Origin of the sequence: Chryseobacterium sp. CY350 (assembly GCF_027945075.1) — a bacterium.
In the GTDB taxonomy this organism is placed as follows: Bacteria; Bacteroidota; Bacteroidia; order Flavobacteriales; family Weeksellaceae; genus Chryseobacterium.
Map to the genome: position 1 here is coordinate 3,873,201 of NZ_CP116034.1, position 20,757 is coordinate 3,893,957.

General features: G+C 35.0%; 14 protein-coding genes. 3 read left to right on the forward strand and 11 right to left on the reverse strand.

The genetic code is table 11. The annotated features are described in order from the left end of the window. Nucleotides 1–6 precede the first annotated feature (6 nt). From PGH12_RS18160 to PGH12_RS18175, 4 genes are all read right to left on the reverse strand, one after another. Nucleotides 7–2,136 carry a S9 family peptidase gene (locus tag PGH12_RS18160; RefSeq protein ID WP_267598201.1) on the reverse strand — a complete coding sequence of 710 codons (2,130 nt, stop codon included), beginning with the start codon at nt 2,134–2,136 and terminating at the stop codon, nt 7–9. An 18-nt stretch (nt 2,137–2,154) separates the two neighbouring features. After that, on the reverse strand, nt 2,155–2,505 hold the full coding sequence (locus PGH12_RS18165) for a TerB family tellurite resistance protein (protein ID WP_267598200.1): 351 nt from the start codon (nt 2,503–2,505) through the stop codon (nt 2,155–2,157). A gap of 68 nt (nt 2,506–2,573) precedes the next feature. Continuing rightward, nucleotides 2,574–3,671 (reverse strand): BT_3928 family protein, encoded by a 1,098-nt coding sequence (locus PGH12_RS18170; protein ID WP_267598199.1) that lies wholly within the window; start codon nt 3,669–3,671, stop codon nt 2,574–2,576. A 1-nt stretch (nt 3,672) separates the two neighbouring features. Further along, on the reverse strand, nt 3,673–4,239 hold the full coding sequence (locus tag PGH12_RS18175; protein ID WP_267598198.1) for a DUF1599 domain-containing protein: 567 nt from the start codon (nt 4,237–4,239) through the stop codon (nt 3,673–3,675). A 169-nt stretch (nt 4,240–4,408) separates the two neighbouring features. Between PGH12_RS18175 and folP the strand changes: the two genes are divergently transcribed. Beyond that, nucleotides 4,409–5,284, forward strand: coding sequence for a dihydropteroate synthase (folP, locus tag PGH12_RS18180; RefSeq protein ID WP_267598197.1), 876 nt, complete (start codon nt 4,409–4,411; stop codon nt 5,282–5,284). A 98-nt stretch (nt 5,285–5,382) separates the two neighbouring features. Here the strand turns inward: folP and PGH12_RS18185 are convergent, their stop codons facing one another. From PGH12_RS18185 to PGH12_RS18215, 7 genes are all read right to left on the reverse strand, one after another. Then, a complete protein-coding gene (locus tag PGH12_RS18185; protein WP_267598196.1) occupies nt 5,383–7,836 on the reverse strand; it encodes a DUF5686 family protein in 2,454 nt (817 codons plus the stop codon). Between the two features lie 148 nt (nt 7,837–7,984). Then, nucleotides 7,985–8,221: a hypothetical protein gene (locus tag PGH12_RS18190; protein WP_267598195.1), complete on the reverse strand. Its 237-nt coding sequence runs from the start codon at nt 8,219–8,221 to the stop codon at nt 7,985–7,987. A 44-nt stretch (nt 8,222–8,265) separates the two neighbouring features. Beyond that, on the reverse strand, nt 8,266–10,683 hold the full coding sequence (locus tag PGH12_RS18195) for a DUF5686 family protein (RefSeq protein WP_267598194.1): 2,418 nt from the start codon (nt 10,681–10,683) through the stop codon (nt 8,266–8,268). 263 nt (nt 10,684–10,946) lie between these two features. Further along, nucleotides 10,947–12,758 carry a cytochrome-c peroxidase gene (locus PGH12_RS18200; protein WP_267598193.1) on the reverse strand — a complete coding sequence of 604 codons (1,812 nt, stop codon included), beginning with the start codon at nt 12,756–12,758 and terminating at the stop codon, nt 10,947–10,949. 66 nt (nt 12,759–12,824) lie between these two features. Beyond that, nucleotides 12,825–14,300 (reverse strand): PhoX family protein, encoded by a 1,476-nt coding sequence (locus tag PGH12_RS18205; RefSeq protein ID WP_267598192.1) that lies wholly within the window; start codon nt 14,298–14,300, stop codon nt 12,825–12,827. A gap of 197 nt (nt 14,301–14,497) precedes the next feature. Beyond that, nucleotides 14,498–15,244, reverse strand: coding sequence for a hypothetical protein (locus PGH12_RS18210; protein WP_267598191.1), 747 nt, complete (start codon nt 15,242–15,244; stop codon nt 14,498–14,500). 540 nt (nt 15,245–15,784) lie between these two features. Then, a complete protein-coding gene (locus PGH12_RS18215; RefSeq protein ID WP_267598190.1) occupies nt 15,785–17,764 on the reverse strand; it encodes an ATP-dependent nuclease in 1,980 nt (659 codons plus the stop codon). A 685-nt stretch (nt 17,765–18,449) separates the two neighbouring features. Between PGH12_RS18215 and PGH12_RS18220 the strand changes: the two genes are divergently transcribed. Then, nucleotides 18,450–19,142, forward strand: a complete 693-nt coding sequence (locus tag PGH12_RS18220) for a hypothetical protein (protein WP_267598188.1) — start codon at nt 18,450–18,452, stop codon at nt 19,140–19,142. Nucleotides 19,143–20,170: 1,028 nt separating this feature from the next. After that, complete coding sequence (locus PGH12_RS18225) at nt 20,171–20,458, forward strand: GIY-YIG nuclease family protein (RefSeq protein WP_267598187.1); 288 nt, start codon at nt 20,171–20,173, stop codon at nt 20,456–20,458. Nucleotides 20,459–20,757 lie beyond the last annotated feature (299 nt).

The window sequence follows — 20,757 nt, forward strand, 5'->3', positions numbered from 1 at the left end:
CTTAAATTATTTATTAATTCCTTCTAATTTAAACATAAAAGCATACACCAAAGCAGTATCTTTCAGATAATCAAATCTTCCTGAAGCACCGCCGTGACCGTAAGCCATATCTGTTTTTAATAACAATACATTTTTATCAGTTTTTAAATCTCTTAATTTTGCAACCCATTTTGCAGGCTCAAAATATTGTACCTGAGAATCGTGCAAACCTGTCGTAACCAAAATATTCGGATAGTTTTTCTTTTCGATATTTTCGTACGGAGAATACGATTTCATATAAAAATAAGATTCTTTATTACTCGGATTTCCCCACTCATCATATTCATTTGTTGTCAACGGAATACTTTCATCCATCATTGTATTCACAACATCTACAAAAGGAACCTGAGAAATAATACCTTTCCACAGTTCAGGTTTAATATTGACAATAGCTCCCATCAAAAGACCACCTGCACTTCCTCCCTGAGCGTACAAATGTTTTGATGAGGTATATTTTTCTTTTACTAAATATTCCCCGGCGTCAATAAAATCAGTAAAAGTATTTTTCTTTTTCATCATTTTACCGTCTTCGTACCATTGTCTTCCCATTTCCTGGCCTCCGCGGATATGCGCAATTGCATACGCAAAACCTCTGTCTAAAAGGCTTAGTCTCGTACTGCTGAATGTCGCATCAATCGAATTTCCGTAAGAACCGTAAGCATAGAGTAGAAGCGGACTGTTTCCATCTTTTTTATAACCTTTTTTATAAACTATAGAAATCGGAATTTTTGTGCCGTCTTTAGCTGTTGCAAAGAGTCTTTCTGTAATATAATCAGCTTTACTGTATCCGCCTAAAATCTCCTGCTCTTTCAGTAAAATTCTTTTTCCTGTTTTTAAATTTTGCTCAAATTGCGAACTCGGTGTAACCATTGAAGTGTAACCAAAACGGAAATTATCGGTATTATATTCAGGATTTCCTGATGGATAAACGGTATAGGCAGGTTCGTCGAATTTCAAAAATTCTTTTTTACCTGTTTTTCTGTCATAGATCACCAATTGCGAAAGTCCGTTTTGTCTTTCATTAAAAACAAGATAGTTTTTAAATTCGCTGATTCCTTCCATCAAAACATCTTTTCTGTGCGGAACAAAATCTTTCCAGTTTTCAATGCCTGTCTTATCTAAAGGTGTTTCGACAACCTTAAAATTTAAAGCATCTTTATTGGTTGTTATTAAAAAACGATCTTCTAAAGGAGTTACATCATACAAAACATCTTTTATTCTTGGTTGGAAAACCTTGAATGTTTCGCTAGGTTTGCTGGCATCTATGTACCTTGTTTCCGAAGATGTTGTTGCTCCGGAATAGATCATGATGAACTTTTCGTTCTTTGATTTTCCTACACCGATATAGTTGGTTTTGTCTTTCTCCTCATAAACCAAAACATCTTTGGAAGCTTCAGTTCCCAAAGAATGCCTGAAAATTTTCTCCGTAAGAAGTGTTTCAGGATTTTTTGAAGTGTAGAAAATAGTTTCGTTATCGTTGGCCCAAGTTGCAGAACCAGTCGTATTTTTTATTCCTAAATCTGTCGTTTTTCCTGTAGAAAGATCTTTCAAAAACAGCTTGTACTGTCTTCTGGAAACGTCATCTACCCCGAAAATCATTTTGGTATTATCCGGACTGATACTGAAACCAGACGCAGAATAATAAGCATGACCTTCCGCCATTTGATCTACATCCAGCAGAATTTCTTCAGGAGCAGTCAGGCTACCTTTTTTTCTGCAATATTTAAAATACTGTTTTCCGGTTTCTGTACGGCTGTAATAATAATAACCACTTTTGAAAGTGGGAACAGATTCATCTTTTTCTTTGATACGCGCTTTCATTTCTTTGAAAAGCTGATCTCTGAAAGGTTCTGTATCTTTCATCATCGCTTCCCAGTAAGAATTTTCTGCTTTCAGATAATCTACCACCTTTGTAGAATCTTTACCTTTTTTAAAGTAATCGATCATCCAATAATAGGGATCGTTTACTTTATCAGAATGTATTTCCCGAATATGTTCCTGCTTTTCTGCAACAGGCGCTTTAAGATCAGGAAATTTCTGTGATTGAAATGTTGTTGAAATACTCATTGCTACAAGTCCTAAATAAATTTTTTTCATCGGTATTTTGTTTCAAGTTTATGCCAGATTCCAAAGGTTTTTAAGCAACTTATAAAAAGTATGTTCTTCATCCGTCACCACATCATCAGCTTTGATCAATGTTTTCGCAAACTGAATAAAACTCTTACGTTCTTTTTCTGTAGAATCTTCTAAGAAACAACGTCCGTGAAATTCAAAATGATCTTTCCATTCTTCGGGTTGGAGTAGCGCGATGGTTTCCAACTCGTTATCTAAATTAATTTTAAAAGGAAACTCGTCAGCCAAATATTGCTGAACCAACATTCCCTCTTCAGGGGCAAATTCGCCATCTACAGACGAGAGAATCATTAATAAGTGATATCCGGCGATTGATTTATTTGATTTTTGCATGTAATGATATTTAAGTTTAAATTCTAGTTTATATGATGCTATTTACTACTGACCAACCATTCACAAGGTTAGTCTATGTAGTTTTTAGCAGGTTGTTTGTCTACTATTTTTCCCTCTTCCAAAATTAGTACAAAAGGATTACTTCTGGCAATCGTTTTGATCGCCGTTCCGTCCATCATTGCATTTTTTATCGTTTTAAAAGTATCGGGCATCGTCGAAATCCCGTAGATAACCGCAGTTTTGTCAGAATTTACTTTTGCTTCAACTTTCTCTAAAAGATCCTTTGAAACATCTTTTGGATGATAAGAAAATACTAAAACAGCTTTTGGTGCGCTGATGATCTGCGGTGTAAGATCAATTCCTGTGGGATCTTCGATCTTAAACTTTGAAATCTCAGATTTGTAGCCTTGCTTTACCAAAACAGATTCGTTTTTCCCTTCTTCAATTTTCCATGGTGAACCGTCTTCCCAATATTTTGTCTGATTGATGTAATCGTCCTGATTTATTTTTAAAACTTCACCTGTTTTTGTATTCTTTAGTGAATAAAATGTCTTGTATTCAGAAGGGCTTTTAGCGATTTTTGCTTTTTCAGCTGCCAGATCGGTTCCTATTTTATAATCGCGGAAATCAATCAGCGGCTCATTCATAATCCCCTGAGCCATTACAAAAATCATAATTCCGGAGAAAATTCCTAATGCTAAAGATTTAGATTTATTATTAGATTTTGACTGATCAATGTTTTCATTAAACTCTTTGCGGTAAAGCAAAACTAAGATGATAAGTCCGGTCAAAAGAATAATGTCTTTCACAAAACTTTCCCAGGGTGTAAATTTAATGGCGTCACCGAAGCATCCACAATCTGTCACAACATTGTAGTACGCTGAATAAAATGTAAGAAATCCAAAGAAAATACACAGTGCAATTAATGCTGAAAGAGTAAATTTAAGTTTTAATTTTAATAAAAGCATCAAACCAAGCAAAAGCTCCAAAACCACAACAATAATTGAAAAAGCTAAGGCAAATTTTACGAAAAACGGCATATTGAAAACAGCAGGTTCAAAATATTCTTCCATTTTAAAAGAAAATCCTACTAAATCAACCGCTTTTACAAATCCTGAAAGGATGAAAATGATAGCGACAACGCAACGTAATAAACCTTTTATCATATTATATAATTTGATTTTCTAAATTATTTTCTTTCTCAGAAAATTTAATCAGACAAAACACGGCATAATTCAGCATGTCAAAATAATTGGCATCCAGACCTTCTGAAACGATGGTAACGCCTTGATTATCTTCTATTTGTTTGGTTCTAAGAACTTTCTGATAAATAAGATCGGTAATTGATGAGATTCTCATATCTCTCCAGGCTTCACCATAATCATGGTTTTTTCTTTCCATTAGCGATTTAGCCTCTTGTGCATATTTGTCGTAAAGTTTTAAAACTTCTTCTTTATCTTCATTAAAATCGTTTGAAAAACCCTTTTCGAGTTGAATTAAACCGATGATAGAATAATTGACTACCGCTACAAATTCACTTTCTTCACTTTCATCAATCATCTTCACATCTGTCATCTGTAACGTGCGGATTCTGTTGACTTTAATGTAAATCTGATCAGTAATTGAGCTTGGTCGCAAAACTCTCCAGGCTGCACCATAATCCTGTAATTTTTTACTGAAAAGATCGCGGCAATCCTTAAGCACTTTGTCAAACTGTAATGAAGTTTTTAGCATAAATTTTCTTAATAGCCCAAATATACAAAATTTTGTTTTTCGGATTCGGTTTTTGAGAAGCGGAGAATGTACCGTCGGAAGAGTTTCTATTTAATTATTCAGCTAATTAATTCTATTAAATTTTTAAAGTTTTAGTTTATTTTTGCAGCAATAAATTCGATGAATCTGAATGTCTGAAAATACTGTAAATCTTTCGCCAGCAAATATTTCTAAGCTCCAGCAGTTCTACTCAATAAACTGTAACGGAACTCTGCTTGATTTAAGTTTGCCAAAAGTAATGGGAATTTTAAATCTTACCCCAGATTCTTTTTCTGATGGCGGGAAATTTAATAATCCTAAATCTGCGCTTGAACATGCCGAAAAGCTCATCAATGATGGTGCAGCGATCATTGATATCGGTCCGCAATCTACAAGACCAAAAGCCGAATTCCTGAGCAGTGAAGAAGAGGTAAGAAGATTAGGAAATACAATATCAGCCATAAAAAAAGAATTTCCTGAAATTTTGATATCGCTGGATACTTTTTTTGCCAAAACAGTGGAATTTGGTTTTAATGAAGGAATTGATCTGGTGAATGATATCTCAGGCGGACAATTTGACGAAAAGATGTTTGATGCCGTTGCAGAAACAAAATTGCCTTACATTTTAATGCATGTGAATTCAACGTACAACACGATGCATGAGAAAGCATCTTTTGCAGACATTACCTTGTCGGTCAATCAGTATTTTTCTAAAAAAACGGATGAATTGCTTAAAAAAGGCATTAAAGACATTATTCTCGACCCTGGTTTTGGTTTTGGAAAAACAGTGGATGATCAGATGAAAATGATTGATGAGGTTGAGTTTTTTGATTTTGGAAATTTTCCGCTGCTGATTGGTATTTCGAGGAAATCTTTTATTTATAAACCTTTAGGGAAATCTGCTTTAGACATTGATGAAGAAACACAGAAACTTCATATCAAAGTTTTAAAGCAAGGCGCAAAAATTTTGCGTGTGCACGATGTTGCTGCAGCAAAAAAAACAATAGACAAGTTTTTAAACAATTAGAATTTGACAAAATAAAAGCCTCTCAAAATCAAAATCTTGAGAGGCTAGTTTTTTTTAAATAATTATTTTGTCGAATTGTAAGTGTTTATTATCACTATTTAAAATCCTAACAATTTCAGTTTAAACTGTATAGCAAAATTATCTTTGAATTTCGGCGTATTGTAATGTCCGACTCTGTAGAAAAAGCCTAAATTAAACTGTGAAGAAAGGAAATTATTCCATTCCAGACCGACTTCATTGTAAAGATGATCTAATTTTTCAAACTCAAACTGATGGAATTCTTTATTTTTCATATCGCCGATCGTTCCTCTGTAAATAAAGTCAAAGCTTGAAACGTTTTTCCCGAAACTCTTGAAATACCACGGAATTCTGTGCGTCAAATAAGCGCCAACAAATTTATCATTATAGTATTTCCCACCTTCCATTGTTGCGAAACCAAGATAAGAAGTCAGGTTAAAATTCAGTCCGCCATGTCCGTTTCCTAATCCATTCATTGTAAAATTTTTCCAGATCGGTGCGTCACCGGTGATTATTCCACCGTAAGCTCTTATCCCTGTAACACCTAATTTAGTTTTAAAATTATGAACGAAAAGCGCATCAAATCTGCTGAAATTAAAATCTCCGTCTAATGTTTTAAAGCCCTGTTCATAATTTAAATATACTTCCGGAAGATTTTGCTCATAGGTGTATTTTCCCGTCGGCGTCATAATGTTTTTAGAATTGGGAGAATATTTCAACGTAATCGTTGAGGAAGCAATGTCAAACTGATTTCCCAAACCTTTAAAATTGTAATTAAATTTAGATTCTTCCTGAGTCTTTTTGGCAGAAACATTTACTGTTAAACCATTGGTAATATCGTTTTCATAACTAACTTTGAAACCTTCGTAACCATAGAAAACTCCATTGTTCAGAGCAACTCCGGAATTCATAATTTTCATCCTGAAATTCCACAAATTCTCAGAAAAACGACCTGCAGCCATCACATCATTAAAATATTCAACACGGAAAAATGAATTTTTATTTAAAGTGGTTCGAATATCAACTCCGGCGCCATATTTAAATTCTTTGTCATAAATTCCGTAGGCAAAATAAGCATCAGGAGAGATGTATTTATTGAACTTTTCATTCAGTTTGGCACCCGCTCCAAAACGGAAATGCTCGTATTTATTGTAGCCTATTAATCTTGCCAGATCAAAATCAACAATTCCCACGCGAATCTTTCCTTTCAGTAAACCTGTTAAAGCTTTTGCTTTTTGATCTAATTTATATTTACTGCTCAGACTGTCTATTTTAGAGTAAGTAGTTACTTCACGATCAGTGAGGTTTTCGGTACGGTATTGCTCGATAAGACTTCCATCAGAGTTTTTCACATCAATTGTATAGCCTTTAAAATCCTGAGGCTTTTCTTCAATAGGTGTTTTAAAATCGAAGTAATCTGCGGTGGCAAAGGCATAACTTCCAAATTTCTTTCTGGCACTATTTTCTGCTTCCTTTTCTTCTTTGGTTTTGTTTTTGTCAGATTTTTCGTCAGTGTCAAAAGAAGTGGAACCCATCTTCAGTTTGTAATTTTCTTTTACCAAAAACCATTTGTTTTCGATCGGTTTCCAAATGCTTGTAATGCTTCCTTCGCTTCTGATCTTGCTGTTGCTTTCAATTTTTTTCAGTGCATAGCTTTCTTTGTCTACATAAAGATAGCCATTGAATTTTCTGCGATTTACAGCTTGTTTGTAATCAACCTGACGGAATCGGATGACGTAATTTTCTCGTCCGTCGATCTCAATAGAATCGGTCAGGAAAAATCGGTATAGATTTCTGTTTTCTTCTTTTATTTCTTTCGGAATTACATTTCTGTTAGAACGGAAAGCCATCAATTCATAAATAGGCTCTTTTAAACCAGCAATTTTATTATCTAATATATTGGTTTTCTCACCATATTTTTTTGAATATAAACTTTGCGATGCTCTTTCCCACAAAAACATTTTACTTTTACCAACAAGTTTCATAAGACCCACAGATTCCAGAGAATCTTTTTTTTCCTGCGCTTTCATAGGCTGTTGCGGAAGTCTTTTGAGAGAATCTATTCGGTTTGCGATGTAATTATTGTATGCCTTAATGCTGTCTTCATCAAAATCCAGTGAGATTTTTTCGTAAGATTTAAATGAATAAGAATCTAAGCTTAGCGGAGAATTCTGTTTGTAATTTTCATTGATTTTCTTTAGGATTTCCAATGCCCTCGGATCACTTTTATCTTCTAGAATGACAGTCTGGATGTTCTTCATTTTAGGATCGGTCTTGCTCAAAAAGACTTCCATCACTTTATCTACAACTGCATCATCTTCATAATAACCTCTTGCAGAAACTTCTACTTTTTTACATTTTGTTTTAAAAGTTAGAGTACCCGAAGCGTCGGTTTTACCAATCGCTTTGTCGTTACACAGAATCGTTGCATTGGGAATTGGTAGCTGATCGCCAGAATTTTTGACGATAATTTTTGACTGTGAAAAAATGCTGATGTAAGCGAACGACAACAGCAGAATATACATTTTTTTCATAAAGGATTTTCCGACTAATAGTTTGTTAATTAGTTTATAATCAGATTTCCTTCACTGTTTTAAAGAAAACGATCTCAAGATATAAACCGAATCAGCTATGGCAAATAAAGTGCCGCAACTGTTAACGATTCTTAAAGTAATACGTATATCAGTTCAGATGAGATTGTTTTTCTGCAAATTCTTTAGAGAATTTTATTCTGTCTTCTTCCAGTTTTTCCTGATTGCTGGGCAGAATATAATTGAATAGAATCTTTTCTTCATTGTCTAAGAAGATCATTTCTTTTTCTTCGCCGTCGATCATTTGAGAAAAAATTGCCCACATCGAAGTGTCTTTTAATTTTAATAATTCAAAAAACTGTTCTGCTTTTATTTCTATTTTTTTCATTGATTTCTTTTTCATTAATTATTAAACTTTACCAATCATTTATTTTAAAATTCCAAGAGTTTTAATTTAAACTGAAAGGCAAAATTCTGTTTAAAACTATATGTTGTATAATATCCGACTCTGTAAAAAATTCCCAGATTAAAATATGATGAAAGGAAATTGTTCCATTCTACACCAACTTCCTGATACAGATGATCAAGCTTTCGAAATCTGAAATCATGATATTCAGGATGTTTCATATCACCAATCGTTCCTCTCAAAACAAAATCGAAGCTCGAAATATTCTGTCCGATACTTTTAAAATACCAGGGAAGTTTATGGGTTACATAATAAGCCACAAATCTGTCGTTGTAAAATTTTCCGCCTTCCAGAGTTGCAAATCCTAAATATGAAGTCAGGTTAAAATTAATATCGCGACTTGGCGATGCGAGGCCATTCATTGTAAAATGCTTCCAGATCGGCGCTTCACCTAAAACCAATCCTCCATATAATCGTAATCCCGTTGTTCCCAAACCGGTTTTGAAATTCTGCACAAATAAAGCATCAAAACGAGTATAATTAAAGTCTCCGCCCAAAGCTTTGAAACTTTGTTCAAAATTAAAATAAAGCTCAGGATATTTCTGATCAATCAGCGATTTTCCCTGCGGCGTCATGATGTTGGTAGAATTCGGAGAGTATTTTAATGTTACCAATGTGTTGAAATTTTCGAAAGCTGCTCCGCTGTTTCTGAAACTGTAGTCGAATTTTGCTTCTTCTGTATTTCTTCGTGCCGCAAAAGCTAAAGTCAAACCGTTGCTCACATCGTTAAGATACGATACAGAAGCACCTTTATATTGGTAATATTTGTCGTTGTTGATGTTATTTCCGTAGTTCATCATTCGCATTCTGAAAGTCCAGAGCCGTCTGTAAAATTCTCCGGAAGAGTTTACGTCGTCATAATATTCTGCGCGGAAAAACGAGTTTTTATCGAGTGTCGTTTTAATGTCAAGACCAATTCCGTATTTGAATTTCTCATCATCAAGGCCATAAGCAAAATAATAATCTGGTGAAAAATAAGGGTTGAAATTTTCATTCAGTTTTGCTTTCAAGCCGAATCTAAAACCTTCATATAGGTTGTAATTTATAATTTCGCCAATATCAAAATCAAAAATACCTGCACGTACCTGTCCGTTTATCAATCCTGTTAAAATTCTGGCTTTGCGGTCTACATTATATTTTTTGCCTAAACTGTCGATGACGAAATAGGTGTTTTTTTCTCTCTCAGAAAGTGGCTCGGTGCGGTATTTTTCTAATGTTTTACCGTCAGCATTTTTAACGGTAAAAGTATATCCTCTAAATTCTTTTGGATCTTCCTCAGACGGCGATTTGTAGTCAAAGTATTTTGAACTTAGATAGGCATAAGTTCCGAAGCTTTTTTTATTTTTTCTTGAATGATTTTCCTCGTCGTCGTCTGTCTTTTCAGGATTGTTCATCTTCATTCTGCTCATTCTCAGCTTTACATTTTCTTCAGCCAGAAACCATTTGTTATTAAATAAAATCCAGGTGCTTGCAATGTTTCCTTCATTCTTATCTTTGCTGATGCTTTCAATCTTTTTTATACCAAAAGTTTCCGTGTCAATATAAAGATATCCGCTGAATTTCCTTCTTTTAACAGACTTCTTGTAGCTCGCTTCACGAAAACGGATCACATAATTTTCTCTGCCGTCAATTTTGATAGAGTCGGTAAGGTAAAATCTGTACAGACCGCGGTTTTCCGGTTTGATCTGATTTGGAATTTTGTCTCTGTTTCCCTGTAAGGCAATCAGTTCGTAGATGGGTTGCTTCAATCCGGAAATTCGGTTATCAAGAATGTTTACTTTTTCACCAAATTTTTTAGAATACAAATATTCCTGAGCTCTTTCCCAGAGAAATAATTTACTTTTAGCGAAAATTCTTCTTGCAGAAACATCACTGATGCTGTCTTTCTCCTTCTGTTTTTTAAAAAGATTAAAATTGTCGTTAAAAACTTCATTAAACTCAGAAATACTGTCCTGATCAATGTCTAAAGATATTTTTTCGTAAGATTTGTAGGTATAAGAATCGAGGCTTTTTGGCGAATTGCTCTTAAATAGCTCATCAACTTTTCGAAGAATCTCTAAAGCTCTGGGATCACTTTTATCTTCTAAAATTACAGTTTCAATAGACTGCGTTTTTGATGAAGTGTTAATAAGCGTGACAATCATTTCATCTTCTACCAGCGCACTTTCTCTAAAATAATTATCGGCCGTTATCTGTATACTTTTGCATTTAGATTTAAATTCAAACAATCCGTTGGCGTCAGTTTTTCCGAGAATATAACCGTTGCAGGAAATAACCGCACTGGGAATAGGAGTTCCTTTAGCTTCATTAATTACTGTGAGTTTTGATTGCGAAAAACCAAAAACAAACATCCACAGAAATAAAAAAATAAAGCCCTTTTTCATCAAAAATAATCTACCACAAAATTACTGATATTTCTTTGGGTAAGAAAGTTTTAAAACGAAGTTTTGCGATTCAATTTGACTGTAAAAAATCATATAAAAAATTCTTATCTGCAAATGAAAGAAAAGATTTTATTTTGATATCAGCTGTTCAAATTCTAGAACCATGAGAAAATCAACGTTCTAGAATTTGTGTGCTTTTGTAATTCTATTTTTATTAATTTTTATAATTATTTCTTTTGAAGCTTTTTCGGTTAAAATGAATTTTATTTATCATTTAATGCACTCATAAAATCAATAATCTCATCAATTTCTTTTTCGGTTAAATTTAATTGTGAATCTGAAAGTGTTTGATTTTCAACTGCTAATCCCAAACCTTTTCCGCCACCTTTATTGTAGAAATTCATCACTTCTTTTAATGTTTTATAACCGCCATTATGCATATAAGGAGCCGTTTTGCTGATATTTCTTAGCGTTGGAGTTTTAAATGAGTTCTGAAGAAACGCCACTGTCTCATGGAATTTTCCTCTGCCTAAATCGCGGTCGATCTTTCTGTTTGAAGCATTTTCGGCAACTCCTAAAACTTCCTGTTCGGTTTTATTGTAAGTGGGAGGAACAGTTCCGTTAAATAAGGGAACAAAATGACAGATCGCACACTGCGCTTTTCCAACAAAAAGATTAAATCCTTTTTTCTGTTTTGCGGTCATGGCAGAATCGTTTCCGCGCATGTAGTCGTCAAAATCTGAAGAAAAAGTAGCCAACGAACGAATGTAACTTGCCAGAACATTCTGTAGCTGCCAAACTTCGGCCTTTTTTGTTTTAAAAATTTTCGCGAAATCTTTTTGGTACTGATTGTCTTTGTTGATTTTAGCAATAATCATATTCATATCGCCGTGCATTTCTTCTTTGTTAGTGATTACATCAGAACTTTGGCCTTCGAGATCATCTTTTCTCATGTCCCAAAACTGTCCGTGCTGAAAAGCGGAATAGTTAAGTGATGGCGTATTTCTTGGCAATGCCACATTATCCAGTGACATCGATTTTTCTAAACCGTCTGTAAATGCTTTTACTGCAATATGACAGGTTGCACAGCTTCTTGAGTTGTTGTTAGAAAGTATTTTGTCACTGAAAAGCTGTTTTCCGAGGGTTACTTTTTCCGGTGACATCTCAAATTCTTTCCCTGGCACAAAAGCGTTGGGATTGAAAGCGTTTTTGGAATAGAAAGTTGATGCATTTCTGTTTAAAGCCGATGTCACATTAACATCCGGAATATTTTCTTCCTTTTTAAACTGAAGAAGCAGAGATGATATTTTATTTAAATGATTGGGAATAAAATCGATATAGTTAAATGTGTTCTTATTTGAGTTTTTCTTTAAAATTCCATTGGCTTTAGCAATTTCGCTTACAATTTGTTTTAAAGATTTCTGTTGAGAATTTTCTGTTGAAATTTGTTCTAAAGTCTTCTTTACGCCATCTAGTGCAAAAGGTATTTCCTCTAAAAATGTTCCAGAAATCGGAGTGTCAAAACCTGCAATTCCCAAACTGGAAATCCTAAAAATCTGCTGTCTCAACGCATCAAAAACCTGATCTTTGCTGATTGTAATTACCAGAAAATTAGCTTTTATCGTGTTGCTTTTGTTGGTGAGTTTTTTTAGAATTCTGGTCAGTTCGTCCTTATTTTGTTTTTCATATGGATAAATCATTTCCTCAATCACCTGAAGACCTTCGGGCTCAATTTCTGTATGTTCTTCCATTTCAATTTCGGGAAGAGCCGGGCCATTCATGAATCTGGCTGTATTTGGCAGAAAATATTCTACCGCCCATTCCATTTTTTTGTAGGTTTTTCTGAGTTGCTGAAATTTCTCCTGCAGTACTTTATTATCAGCATCTTTTGAAACCAACGACATCATTTCTTTGGTCTGTCTTAGAAATTCAGTATTATTTTTAAATATTTCTTTTTTAACATCAGTGAGGTCGTTAACGATCGGTTTTTGATCGGTTTGGCACTGCAAAATTCCAAAAAAAACAAAAGTGAGAATAAGAAATACAGCGAGAGGATATTTAAGAATAAATTTCATTGCTTATAAAAAAGCATCAATAGAGAAAACTCTACTGATACTTTGCTTAATTAATGGTTATAAAAATTATTTTTGAACATTTCTGATCAGGATGATCTGTCCGCCTTCTTTATTGGTATTTACTCCTGCGCCGTCAGCATTTTTGAATGAATCTTTCTGCCATGTATGAGAGTGAATGTTCACCGCAAAAGTGTTTGGAACACCGATGATATCTGAAACATCAATCATTGCTCCGTATTCCCAAGATCCGAATTTATTTAAATTTCCAGATTGATTGTATGCCGTTTGCCACGCTGCATCATTTCTGTTGTGCTTCATGTTTAACCACGGTTTGTACTGCTTGCTGCTGATATTTAATTGCCAGATGTAAGAATCGTGATTTGCAGCCGTATAATAAGAATCTCCATCTTCCTGAATGTATACGTAATTTTCTGTCACACAAAGATTGTCAGGATTGATCAGGTTGTTTCCAGGGTTTGAATCACCTTCCGCTACAACTTCAAGTTTTCCTGTTAACATATTGCTTTCATTTAAAACCAATTTGTACACTCTTCCCCACATCGTTAATCCCGGTTTTGGGTTCACGCCGTCTGAAGATTCTCCGGTTGCTGTGAAGTAAATTTCTCTTCCTTTTCCTGCACCTTTTCTGTAATCTACATCTTCAACTCTAGAAAAACGAATCGCATTGATATCTAAATTTTTCTGATTGATTTGAGCTCCTGTAAGATTTTTAGCATTGGTGATTTCCACAAATTCTACATCATACTGAGAACCTTTGGTCATGTTGGTTTCTGTAGTATTGTTGTTGGTTCTTTTTAAAGAATACAGTTTTCCGTTATCAAGATCTCCCGGCGTGTTGGCAACGTACATAATCAATTGCCCTGCAGACTGATGCGAAGTAGAGTAAGATTGATCTTCACCGATCAAAATATAAGATTTTCCGTTTGAAATATCCTTAGGGAGCGGAACCGCATTTTCCATAGAAGCTTTTCCCAATGCTGGTTTCACTCTGGTTTGGTCAGAAGCCTGCGCGGCTGCAGCCATAGGATTAATTGCGTGAACCATACTTTCTTCACCAGATTCTCCGGCCGTTAAGAAAGCACTGAAACCATGTTCCTGAGGCGTTGCCAAAGTAGCAGAACACAATCTCGTCATTCCTCCGATTCCGTTGAGAATATATTCTCCTTTTACAGGCTTGAATGTCTTATCTAAATAAACTCTTGAAACCGACTGGGTGATCTCATGATTCGTAATCATTAAATACCCGTCTGAAGCAGGATCTTTCATAATTCCCATTCCGTCCGGCTGACCTGCAAATACAAAATTCGGACTTCCCGCAAGTACATCTGAACTTGAAATTAAAGTCGTAATTTTCATATCTTCAAAACCGGGCATTCCGAATGCGAAAGCAGGTTCTTTTGATAAATTTTCAAGTTTAATATTTTCGTTTACAGGATCTTCTGCATTGTCTTTGTCGTCGTTGCAACTGTGAAATACCGCTGCTGATAAAAATAATGCAGCAAGAGAGTGAGAAATTTTCATAATACTTTCTATAGTTTTAGGTTGTGACAAAACTATGAGTCTAGTATGAACTTAAGTTTACGGCGGGAACACAAAAAAATTAACTTTAGTACGCAATTCAGTCTCTACTGTTACGGCAACTTCAATAATTAGAATCGGTCAAAATAAAAAAATCCCGAAAAGTTCGGGATTCTTATGTTTTTAAGAGAAAAGCGGTCTTACATTGCTTCTTCTTTAGTTATCGTAATTTCTTTCAGCACTTTACCGCTTTTATCGGTATAAAGATATTTAATATGATTGATCCCCAAAACGGAGGTCTGAGAAAACACCTGCTTGATCTGTCCGGATTTCAGCATTGCTTCTTTCATTGCTTCTTCTGTTCCCGGGATTGCCAGCGCTGTTTTGAAACTGTCTGGTACTTCGCAAGTATATACCAGATTATTTTCTGCATCTGCTTTTATGCTTGTGATTTTAGTTCCTGTAGAAGGATCTTCAATCGGAAGATTTTTGTTAAATGATTCAAGAATGCTGTTCAGTTGCTGGTTGGAAGGTTTTTCCCCTGCAGCAATTGATTTAAAATCAACGTCTTTTGGCAGATTTTTGTTGTCGATGGTTTTATCTAAAATTACTTTAGAATTTAAGCCATATACTTTAAGATTAAATTTTACTCCTCTGTCAAAAAGTTCTTTCCCCAGTTTTTCACTTCTGATTGCCTGTCCGATAAGATCGGGTAGGGCACTTGTTACAAGATCGCTTTCCATACCGCTGCCTTCGTACTCGGTTTCTACGGAAATATCGACCTGATCGGGATTTGACGTTGTGGCTTTGGTTGATTTGATCTTGTTATTGACGATCATTCCCGAAGAACGGTTGTACATATCAACAAAATCCTGAGTCTTGTCTTTGTCGTTCTTACAAGACATTAACAGCAGCGAGGCCATTACAATTAAAAGTAGTTTTTTCATATAAAAATATTTTAGGAAAAGATAATAACAAAACAGAAACCATTCGACTTTTGTTTAACATTTTTCTAAATATTTTTAATTAGTAATATATTACTTTCTACACTATGCTTGTCATGCCTTAGGAATCTAAATTATGTCATTTGTAGTGTTCTGATATTCCTACCGAATGACAAAACGAAGGTTGATTTTAGGATAATAAATAAAGATCGATACTAAAAACAATTAAAGTGTACTGTATTTCTCTGTTAAGGTTACGCCTTGGCATATCTTAAAAATAAATAGTAGTAAAAACTTTACGAACCTTGTGATAAAAAATTGCACAACAAAAAATCATAATCCGAAAATTTTAATGATAGAGTAGTGTTGCATTGCTATAAACTGTTACAGCAGATTGTGAGGTTTTTAAATTCTCGTGGTGAGGATTAATGGAGATTTCTTTAAGATTTTGAGCATTTGTAGTATTACACAATTCCTAAATATTCGCCCTCCGTCAGTTCGAGTAGAAATTTTTTAAAGAAAAATTTTGTATCGAGAAGATAATTAGACTTCATTGTGTATATTTTGATTTTTACCTTTTTCCTTAATAAAAGTGAAAATTTGTTCAGTCAGTAACTCCACCTCTTGAATCTGCTTAAAATCATCCCAAGTAATTTTTTCTTCCATAGTTTTTTGTAAAATGATTCTGCTCAACTCTGCTTTATCTCTGAATGTTTGGGGATTACTAGCGGAATCTTCCTTCCATATTATATTTAGTTCAGGAATTTTTGTTTTTAACAAAATACCGATATATTCTGTTTTATCCAATGTTAAATTATCAATTTCTGATTCTATTGCGTCTAAAATTTCTTTTTCTTTATTTTTTATTAGTTTCTTATTACAAAATTCTAATAATATTTTTTTCCATATATCTTTTGATAAAAGATTTTCAGATTCTCTGAATCCCCAAATTATTCTACCTTTTAAATTAGCACTTCCAAATTTACTTTCTAAATTTTTTAAACGGTTATACTTTTCAGAATCTTGATTTTGGTCAGACATGTCGGAATCTGCGAAAAGAAAAATTCGATTATTTAGAGCCAAAGTATTAATCTCATCTAAAAAACGAGTCTCTTCTTCATTATTAAACTTTTCATCAAATAAATAATGTATAATATTACCACCTGCATATTCAAAAAAAGCAAAATCAATATCTTCTTTTGGATAATTATGATCATTTGCTTTGCAATAAGCCCAAAGAAAGGCTTTAATGTAGTTTCTATCTGAAATTCCCTCTACCCAAATACTGCAATTGGCGAGAAAAACAGACGAATTATTTACACCAAGTTCTCTTAAAAGATCATTGTTTCCAGCATTTACATTATTAATAATAAATTTTTTATTTCTGTCTTTATCTAATAGTGGTGAAAAGGAATATATAGAAACATCATTACTTTCGAGAGTTAAATCCAACAAGTGATTAGAATGTGTAGTTATGTAAAACGTAAGGTTCTTTTTTGTAATATCTGGATTATAAGTAATCTGTTCAAAAAATAATCGTTGCATTCCTGGGTGGAGATTAAGTTCTGGTTCATCTATAAAAATAACTGTTTTGTCTTCTGCCATGAAAATTTTATACATCAAAATAATAATAGCTTGTATACCATCACCTAAATCGTAAAGTTTTCTTGTTTCATTTTCTCCCTCAATATGAATGATAATATTTTCTTCTTGATTACTTGTACCTTTTTCAAATTTAGCAACAATATCTACATTTTTTCCTTCATAAAAACTTTCGCTTAGAAATCTTTCAAAACTTTCAAAAAGATCCCGGATGGTTTTTTCACTATTTCTGGCTTTTAATATTTCTTGATAAAGAGTTAATCCCGTAAAAATTTCTAATTCGGGAATATTTTGAATACTTTCTTTATAGTTATATGATAACGTAAATTGGAAAATATCATTTTCAATTTTATTATGAGAATCGTCATATAAAGAATGAGCCGTACGAAGTGTAGGAATATAGATTTTATTGGGACTTTTACTTTCTACTAAATTGGATAAGATTTTCTTGATATTTTCAGCTGCTTCTTTTAATGAATCTATTTCAGTTTTTTCAATTCTGGTATCAAATCTCTCCCAATGTGAGTAACGTAAAAGATTGTTTATATTTACTATATTATCTTGATTTCTTTTTTCAACCTCTTCCAGTGTTAAATCTGTAAATTTATTAATATTAATATTTGGAGCATTACCATCTGAGTGCCAAGTACCTGGTTTTTGCCCTGTGGATAAATTGGCATAACTATTAAGGTTGAAATCATTTATCCATATAATTAAGTCTTCATAGTCAACCTTGTTATAGTTTTCAATCTGCATCAAATGTCGCATCATCCAACTCTTACCACTATTATTTGCACCTACAAAAATGTTAATATTTTTTATGTTGGGAAGGTGTGTTATAGGTTTTTCATCGCCAAACAAATGATAACGTTGTACAATTTTGTTATTTAATTTTTCTTGAAGTAATAAATCGTATTTCATTTTTTAGTTTTCTTCTACAAATATAAGAGTTTGTGTAAGAGACTTTAAAGGACATCGAAATTATTTGAAATAAATTTCATTTCAGAAGAATCCCTCTAATACTAGCTTCTCCATAATGATTCTTGAAAAAAGATCTTCCGAAATTAAACCTCTCTCTTTCGCTAAGTACCCCATTAAAAAAAACAACATCCCAATCCCATACTATTCAAAAATATTTTTATATTTGTTTTAAGAACAACAAAAAACAAAATGATGATCTATAAAAATATTCCAGCAGTTTATGCACAGGCTTCCGACACTCCCGGTTCCAGAATCCAACTCAATACTTTCCAACTCATTGCTCATCACAAAAAACGGTAAACCGTTCCGTTGGTTTGTTCAGGCAGTCTGAAGAGCGCTTAAATCCTTTCGAAAGGGCATTCAGACATTCCGTTGAGGTAATCAGCCACTTCGTAACGGCTTTCAACTGCCCCGTAAAGGCAACCAACCACTATGAAGAGTCAATCAACCGTTGCGAAGAGCGAATCAATCATTACGAAGAAGCAATCAACCACTCCGAAGAGGCAATCAAGTACAATTTGTTATATTTCAACACTTTACAATCGTTTCGGAGAAATAAATAGATTCAACAGACAAAATACTATAGTCTACAAACACATTTTCTAAGAACAAAAATTATTTTATTATGAAAAAAGAACAGGTAACACGTGATTTTAAACTGGCAGACTCTGTACTGAAACAAAAGGCAGATGAACTGATTGCTTTAATCGACAGAGATAGCACTGAATTTACAGACCGTGGATACAACGCCGCAAAAAAGACCGAACTGACGGCAGCACGGGACACGGCAGAAAGTTTTCCAAGCGATGAACAGCTTGAAGCTATCAAAATGGATCTCACCGAACAAAAAGATGCCGCCAGAAAAGCTCTGGAAAAATCGATGCGCAGTATTTTTAAGATGGCAGAAAATGTTTTCGGACTCTACAGTGCCAAATACAAGGAATTCGGCAATGCAGGAATCAGTCAGCTCAGCGATGCCGAAGTGGTGCGCATTGCCAAAATGATGAGCGTGACGGTAGAGAAATATCTTCCCCAACTTGCTGACGAAGGTCTTACCTTCGATAAAATTAATACCCTGATCACACAGCGTGAAGCTCTGGATGTTGCCATTGACGCGCAGGCGCAAGGTGTTTCCGACCGTGATGTCGCCGCAGAAGGCCGTATTGAAGCCCTCAACAAACTCTACCAACTGCTCACCAAATACGCAGGCACCGGCAAGGATATTTTCTACGAGACCAACGAAGCCAAATACAACGACTATATCATCTACGACACCCCAAGCGGACTGCCGGAAATGCCACCTACAGATCCGGTGTAAACAAGTCGCCCCCCGTCAGCCGTTCGTCAGTTCGAGTATCCCGATGAAATCGGGATGTATCGAGAACCCGTGAACCGAAGACGACTCGTAATCTGTAAACCAATGACGACTTATACTCTGCGGGCTTCTCGATACGATTTTTTTCAAAAACCTACGCGAAGTGACGGCGTTCCTACAGGACAAAATAAGCCAAGTCAGTCGCATCGTCAGTCGCTCCGTCAGTTCGAGTGTCCCGATGAAATCGGGATGTATCGAGAACCCGTGAACAGAAGACAACCCGCGATCCGCAGGCTTCTCGATACGATTTTTTTCAAAAATCCACTCGAAGTGACGTCGGGTTCAATCTTTACATGATTTTTACCGTCAGTCGCTCCGTCAGTTCGAGTGTTTTTCGCAGCGTAGCGTAGAAAAATGTATCGAGAACCCGTGAACGGAAGACAACCCGCGACCCGCAGGCTTCTTGATACGATTTTCACAAAAACCTACTCGAAGTGACGTCGGGTTCAATCTTTACATGATTTTTACCGTCAGTCGCTCCGTCAGTTCGAGTGTTTTTCGCAGCGTGGCGTAGAAAAATGTATCGAGAACCCGTGAACCGAAGCATCGCTCGTGAATCACAGACTTCTCGATACGGCTTTTTTTCAAAAATCCACTCGAAGTGACGTCGGGTTCAATCTTTACATGATTTTTACCGTCAGTCGCTCCGTCAGTTCGAGTGTTTTTCGCAGCGCAGCATAGAAAAATGTATCGAGAACCCGTGAACCGAATACAACCCGCGATCCACCGGCTTCTCGATACGGCTTTTTTTCAAAAACCTACTCGAAGTGACGTCGGGTTCAATCTTTACATGATTTTTACCGTCAGTTGACCGTCAGTTCGAGTGTTTTTCGCAGCGCAGCGTAGAAAAATGTATCGAGAACCCATGAACCGAAGACAACCCGCTATCCGCAGGCTTCTCGATACGATTTTCACAAAAACCTACTCGAAGTGACGGTCCATCGAATCAATACTTTTTAATACAATTAATCATGCAAACCTCATTTGTCTACATCCTTCTGTGTTCTGACGATACTTATTACAAAGGTATAACCGAAAATGTTTACAAACGTTTTGACGAACATCAAGACGGAAAACACTTCGGTTCTTATACTTTCTCAAGACGACCTTTACAATTAGTCTATTTCTGCCAGTTTATGGACATCGAGCAAGCAATTGTTTTTGAGAAAAAGATTAAGAAATGGTCTCAGGCAAAGAAGTTGGCATTAATTGAAGGAAGATATGAAGACCTTCCTAATCTGGCAAAAAAGAAGTTTTGACAAGTGATATCTATCTGATTCACTCTTTTCGATTACTCGTCAGTTCGAGTGTCCCGATGAAATCGGGATGTATCGAGAACTCGTGAACGGAAGCACAACCCATCAATCACACAATTCTCGATACGATTTTTGTCAAAATCTACTCGAAGTGACGCTGTGTTTACAAGTTACTAAAGCAATTTGCTTTGTCAGTCGTCCGTCAGTTCGAGTGTTTTTCGTAGCGTAGAAAAATGTATCAAGAACCCGTGAACAGAAGACAACCCGCGATCCGCAGGCTTCTCGATACGATTTTCTTTAAA

Coding starts and splice junctions, on each gene's coding strand:
- PGH12_RS18185 (WP_267598196.1), bottom strand. CDS start 7,836: ATGAAAAAAATGTATATTCTGCTGTTGTCGTTCGCTTACATCAGCATT.
- PGH12_RS18170 (WP_267598199.1), bottom strand. CDS start 3,671: ATGATAAAAGGTTTATTACGTTGCGTTGTCGCTATCATTTTCATCCTT.
- PGH12_RS18160 (WP_267598201.1), bottom strand. CDS start 2,136: ATGAAAAAAATTTATTTAGGACTTGTAGCAATGAGTATTTCAACAACA.
- folP (WP_267598197.1), top strand. CDS start 4,409: ATGTCTGAAAATACTGTAAATCTTTCGCCAGCAAATATTTCTAAGCTC.
- PGH12_RS18220 (WP_267598188.1), top strand. CDS start 18,450: ATGAAAAAAGAACAGGTAACACGTGATTTTAAACTGGCAGACTCTGTA.
- PGH12_RS18225 (WP_267598187.1), top strand. CDS start 20,171: ATGCAAACCTCATTTGTCTACATCCTTCTGTGTTCTGACGATACTTAT.
- PGH12_RS18190 (WP_267598195.1), bottom strand. CDS start 8,221: ATGAAAAAAATAGAAATAAAAGCAGAACAGTTTTTTGAATTATTAAAA.
- PGH12_RS18210 (WP_267598191.1), bottom strand. CDS start 15,244: ATGAAAAAACTACTTTTAATTGTAATGGCCTCGCTGCTGTTAATGTCT.
- PGH12_RS18215 (WP_267598190.1), bottom strand. CDS start 17,764: ATGAAATACGATTTATTACTTCAAGAAAAATTAAATAACAAAATTGTA.
- PGH12_RS18165 (WP_267598200.1), bottom strand. CDS start 2,505: ATGCAAAAATCAAATAAATCAATCGCCGGATATCACTTATTAATGATT.
- PGH12_RS18205 (WP_267598192.1), bottom strand. CDS start 14,300: ATGAAAATTTCTCACTCTCTTGCTGCATTATTTTTATCAGCAGCGGTA.
- PGH12_RS18195 (WP_267598194.1), bottom strand. CDS start 10,683: ATGAAAAAGGGCTTTATTTTTTTATTTCTGTGGATGTTTGTTTTTGGT.
- PGH12_RS18175 (WP_267598198.1), bottom strand. CDS start 4,239: ATGCTAAAAACTTCATTACAGTTTGACAAAGTGCTTAAGGATTGCCGC.
- PGH12_RS18200 (WP_267598193.1), bottom strand. CDS start 12,758: ATGAAATTTATTCTTAAATATCCTCTCGCTGTATTTCTTATTCTCACT.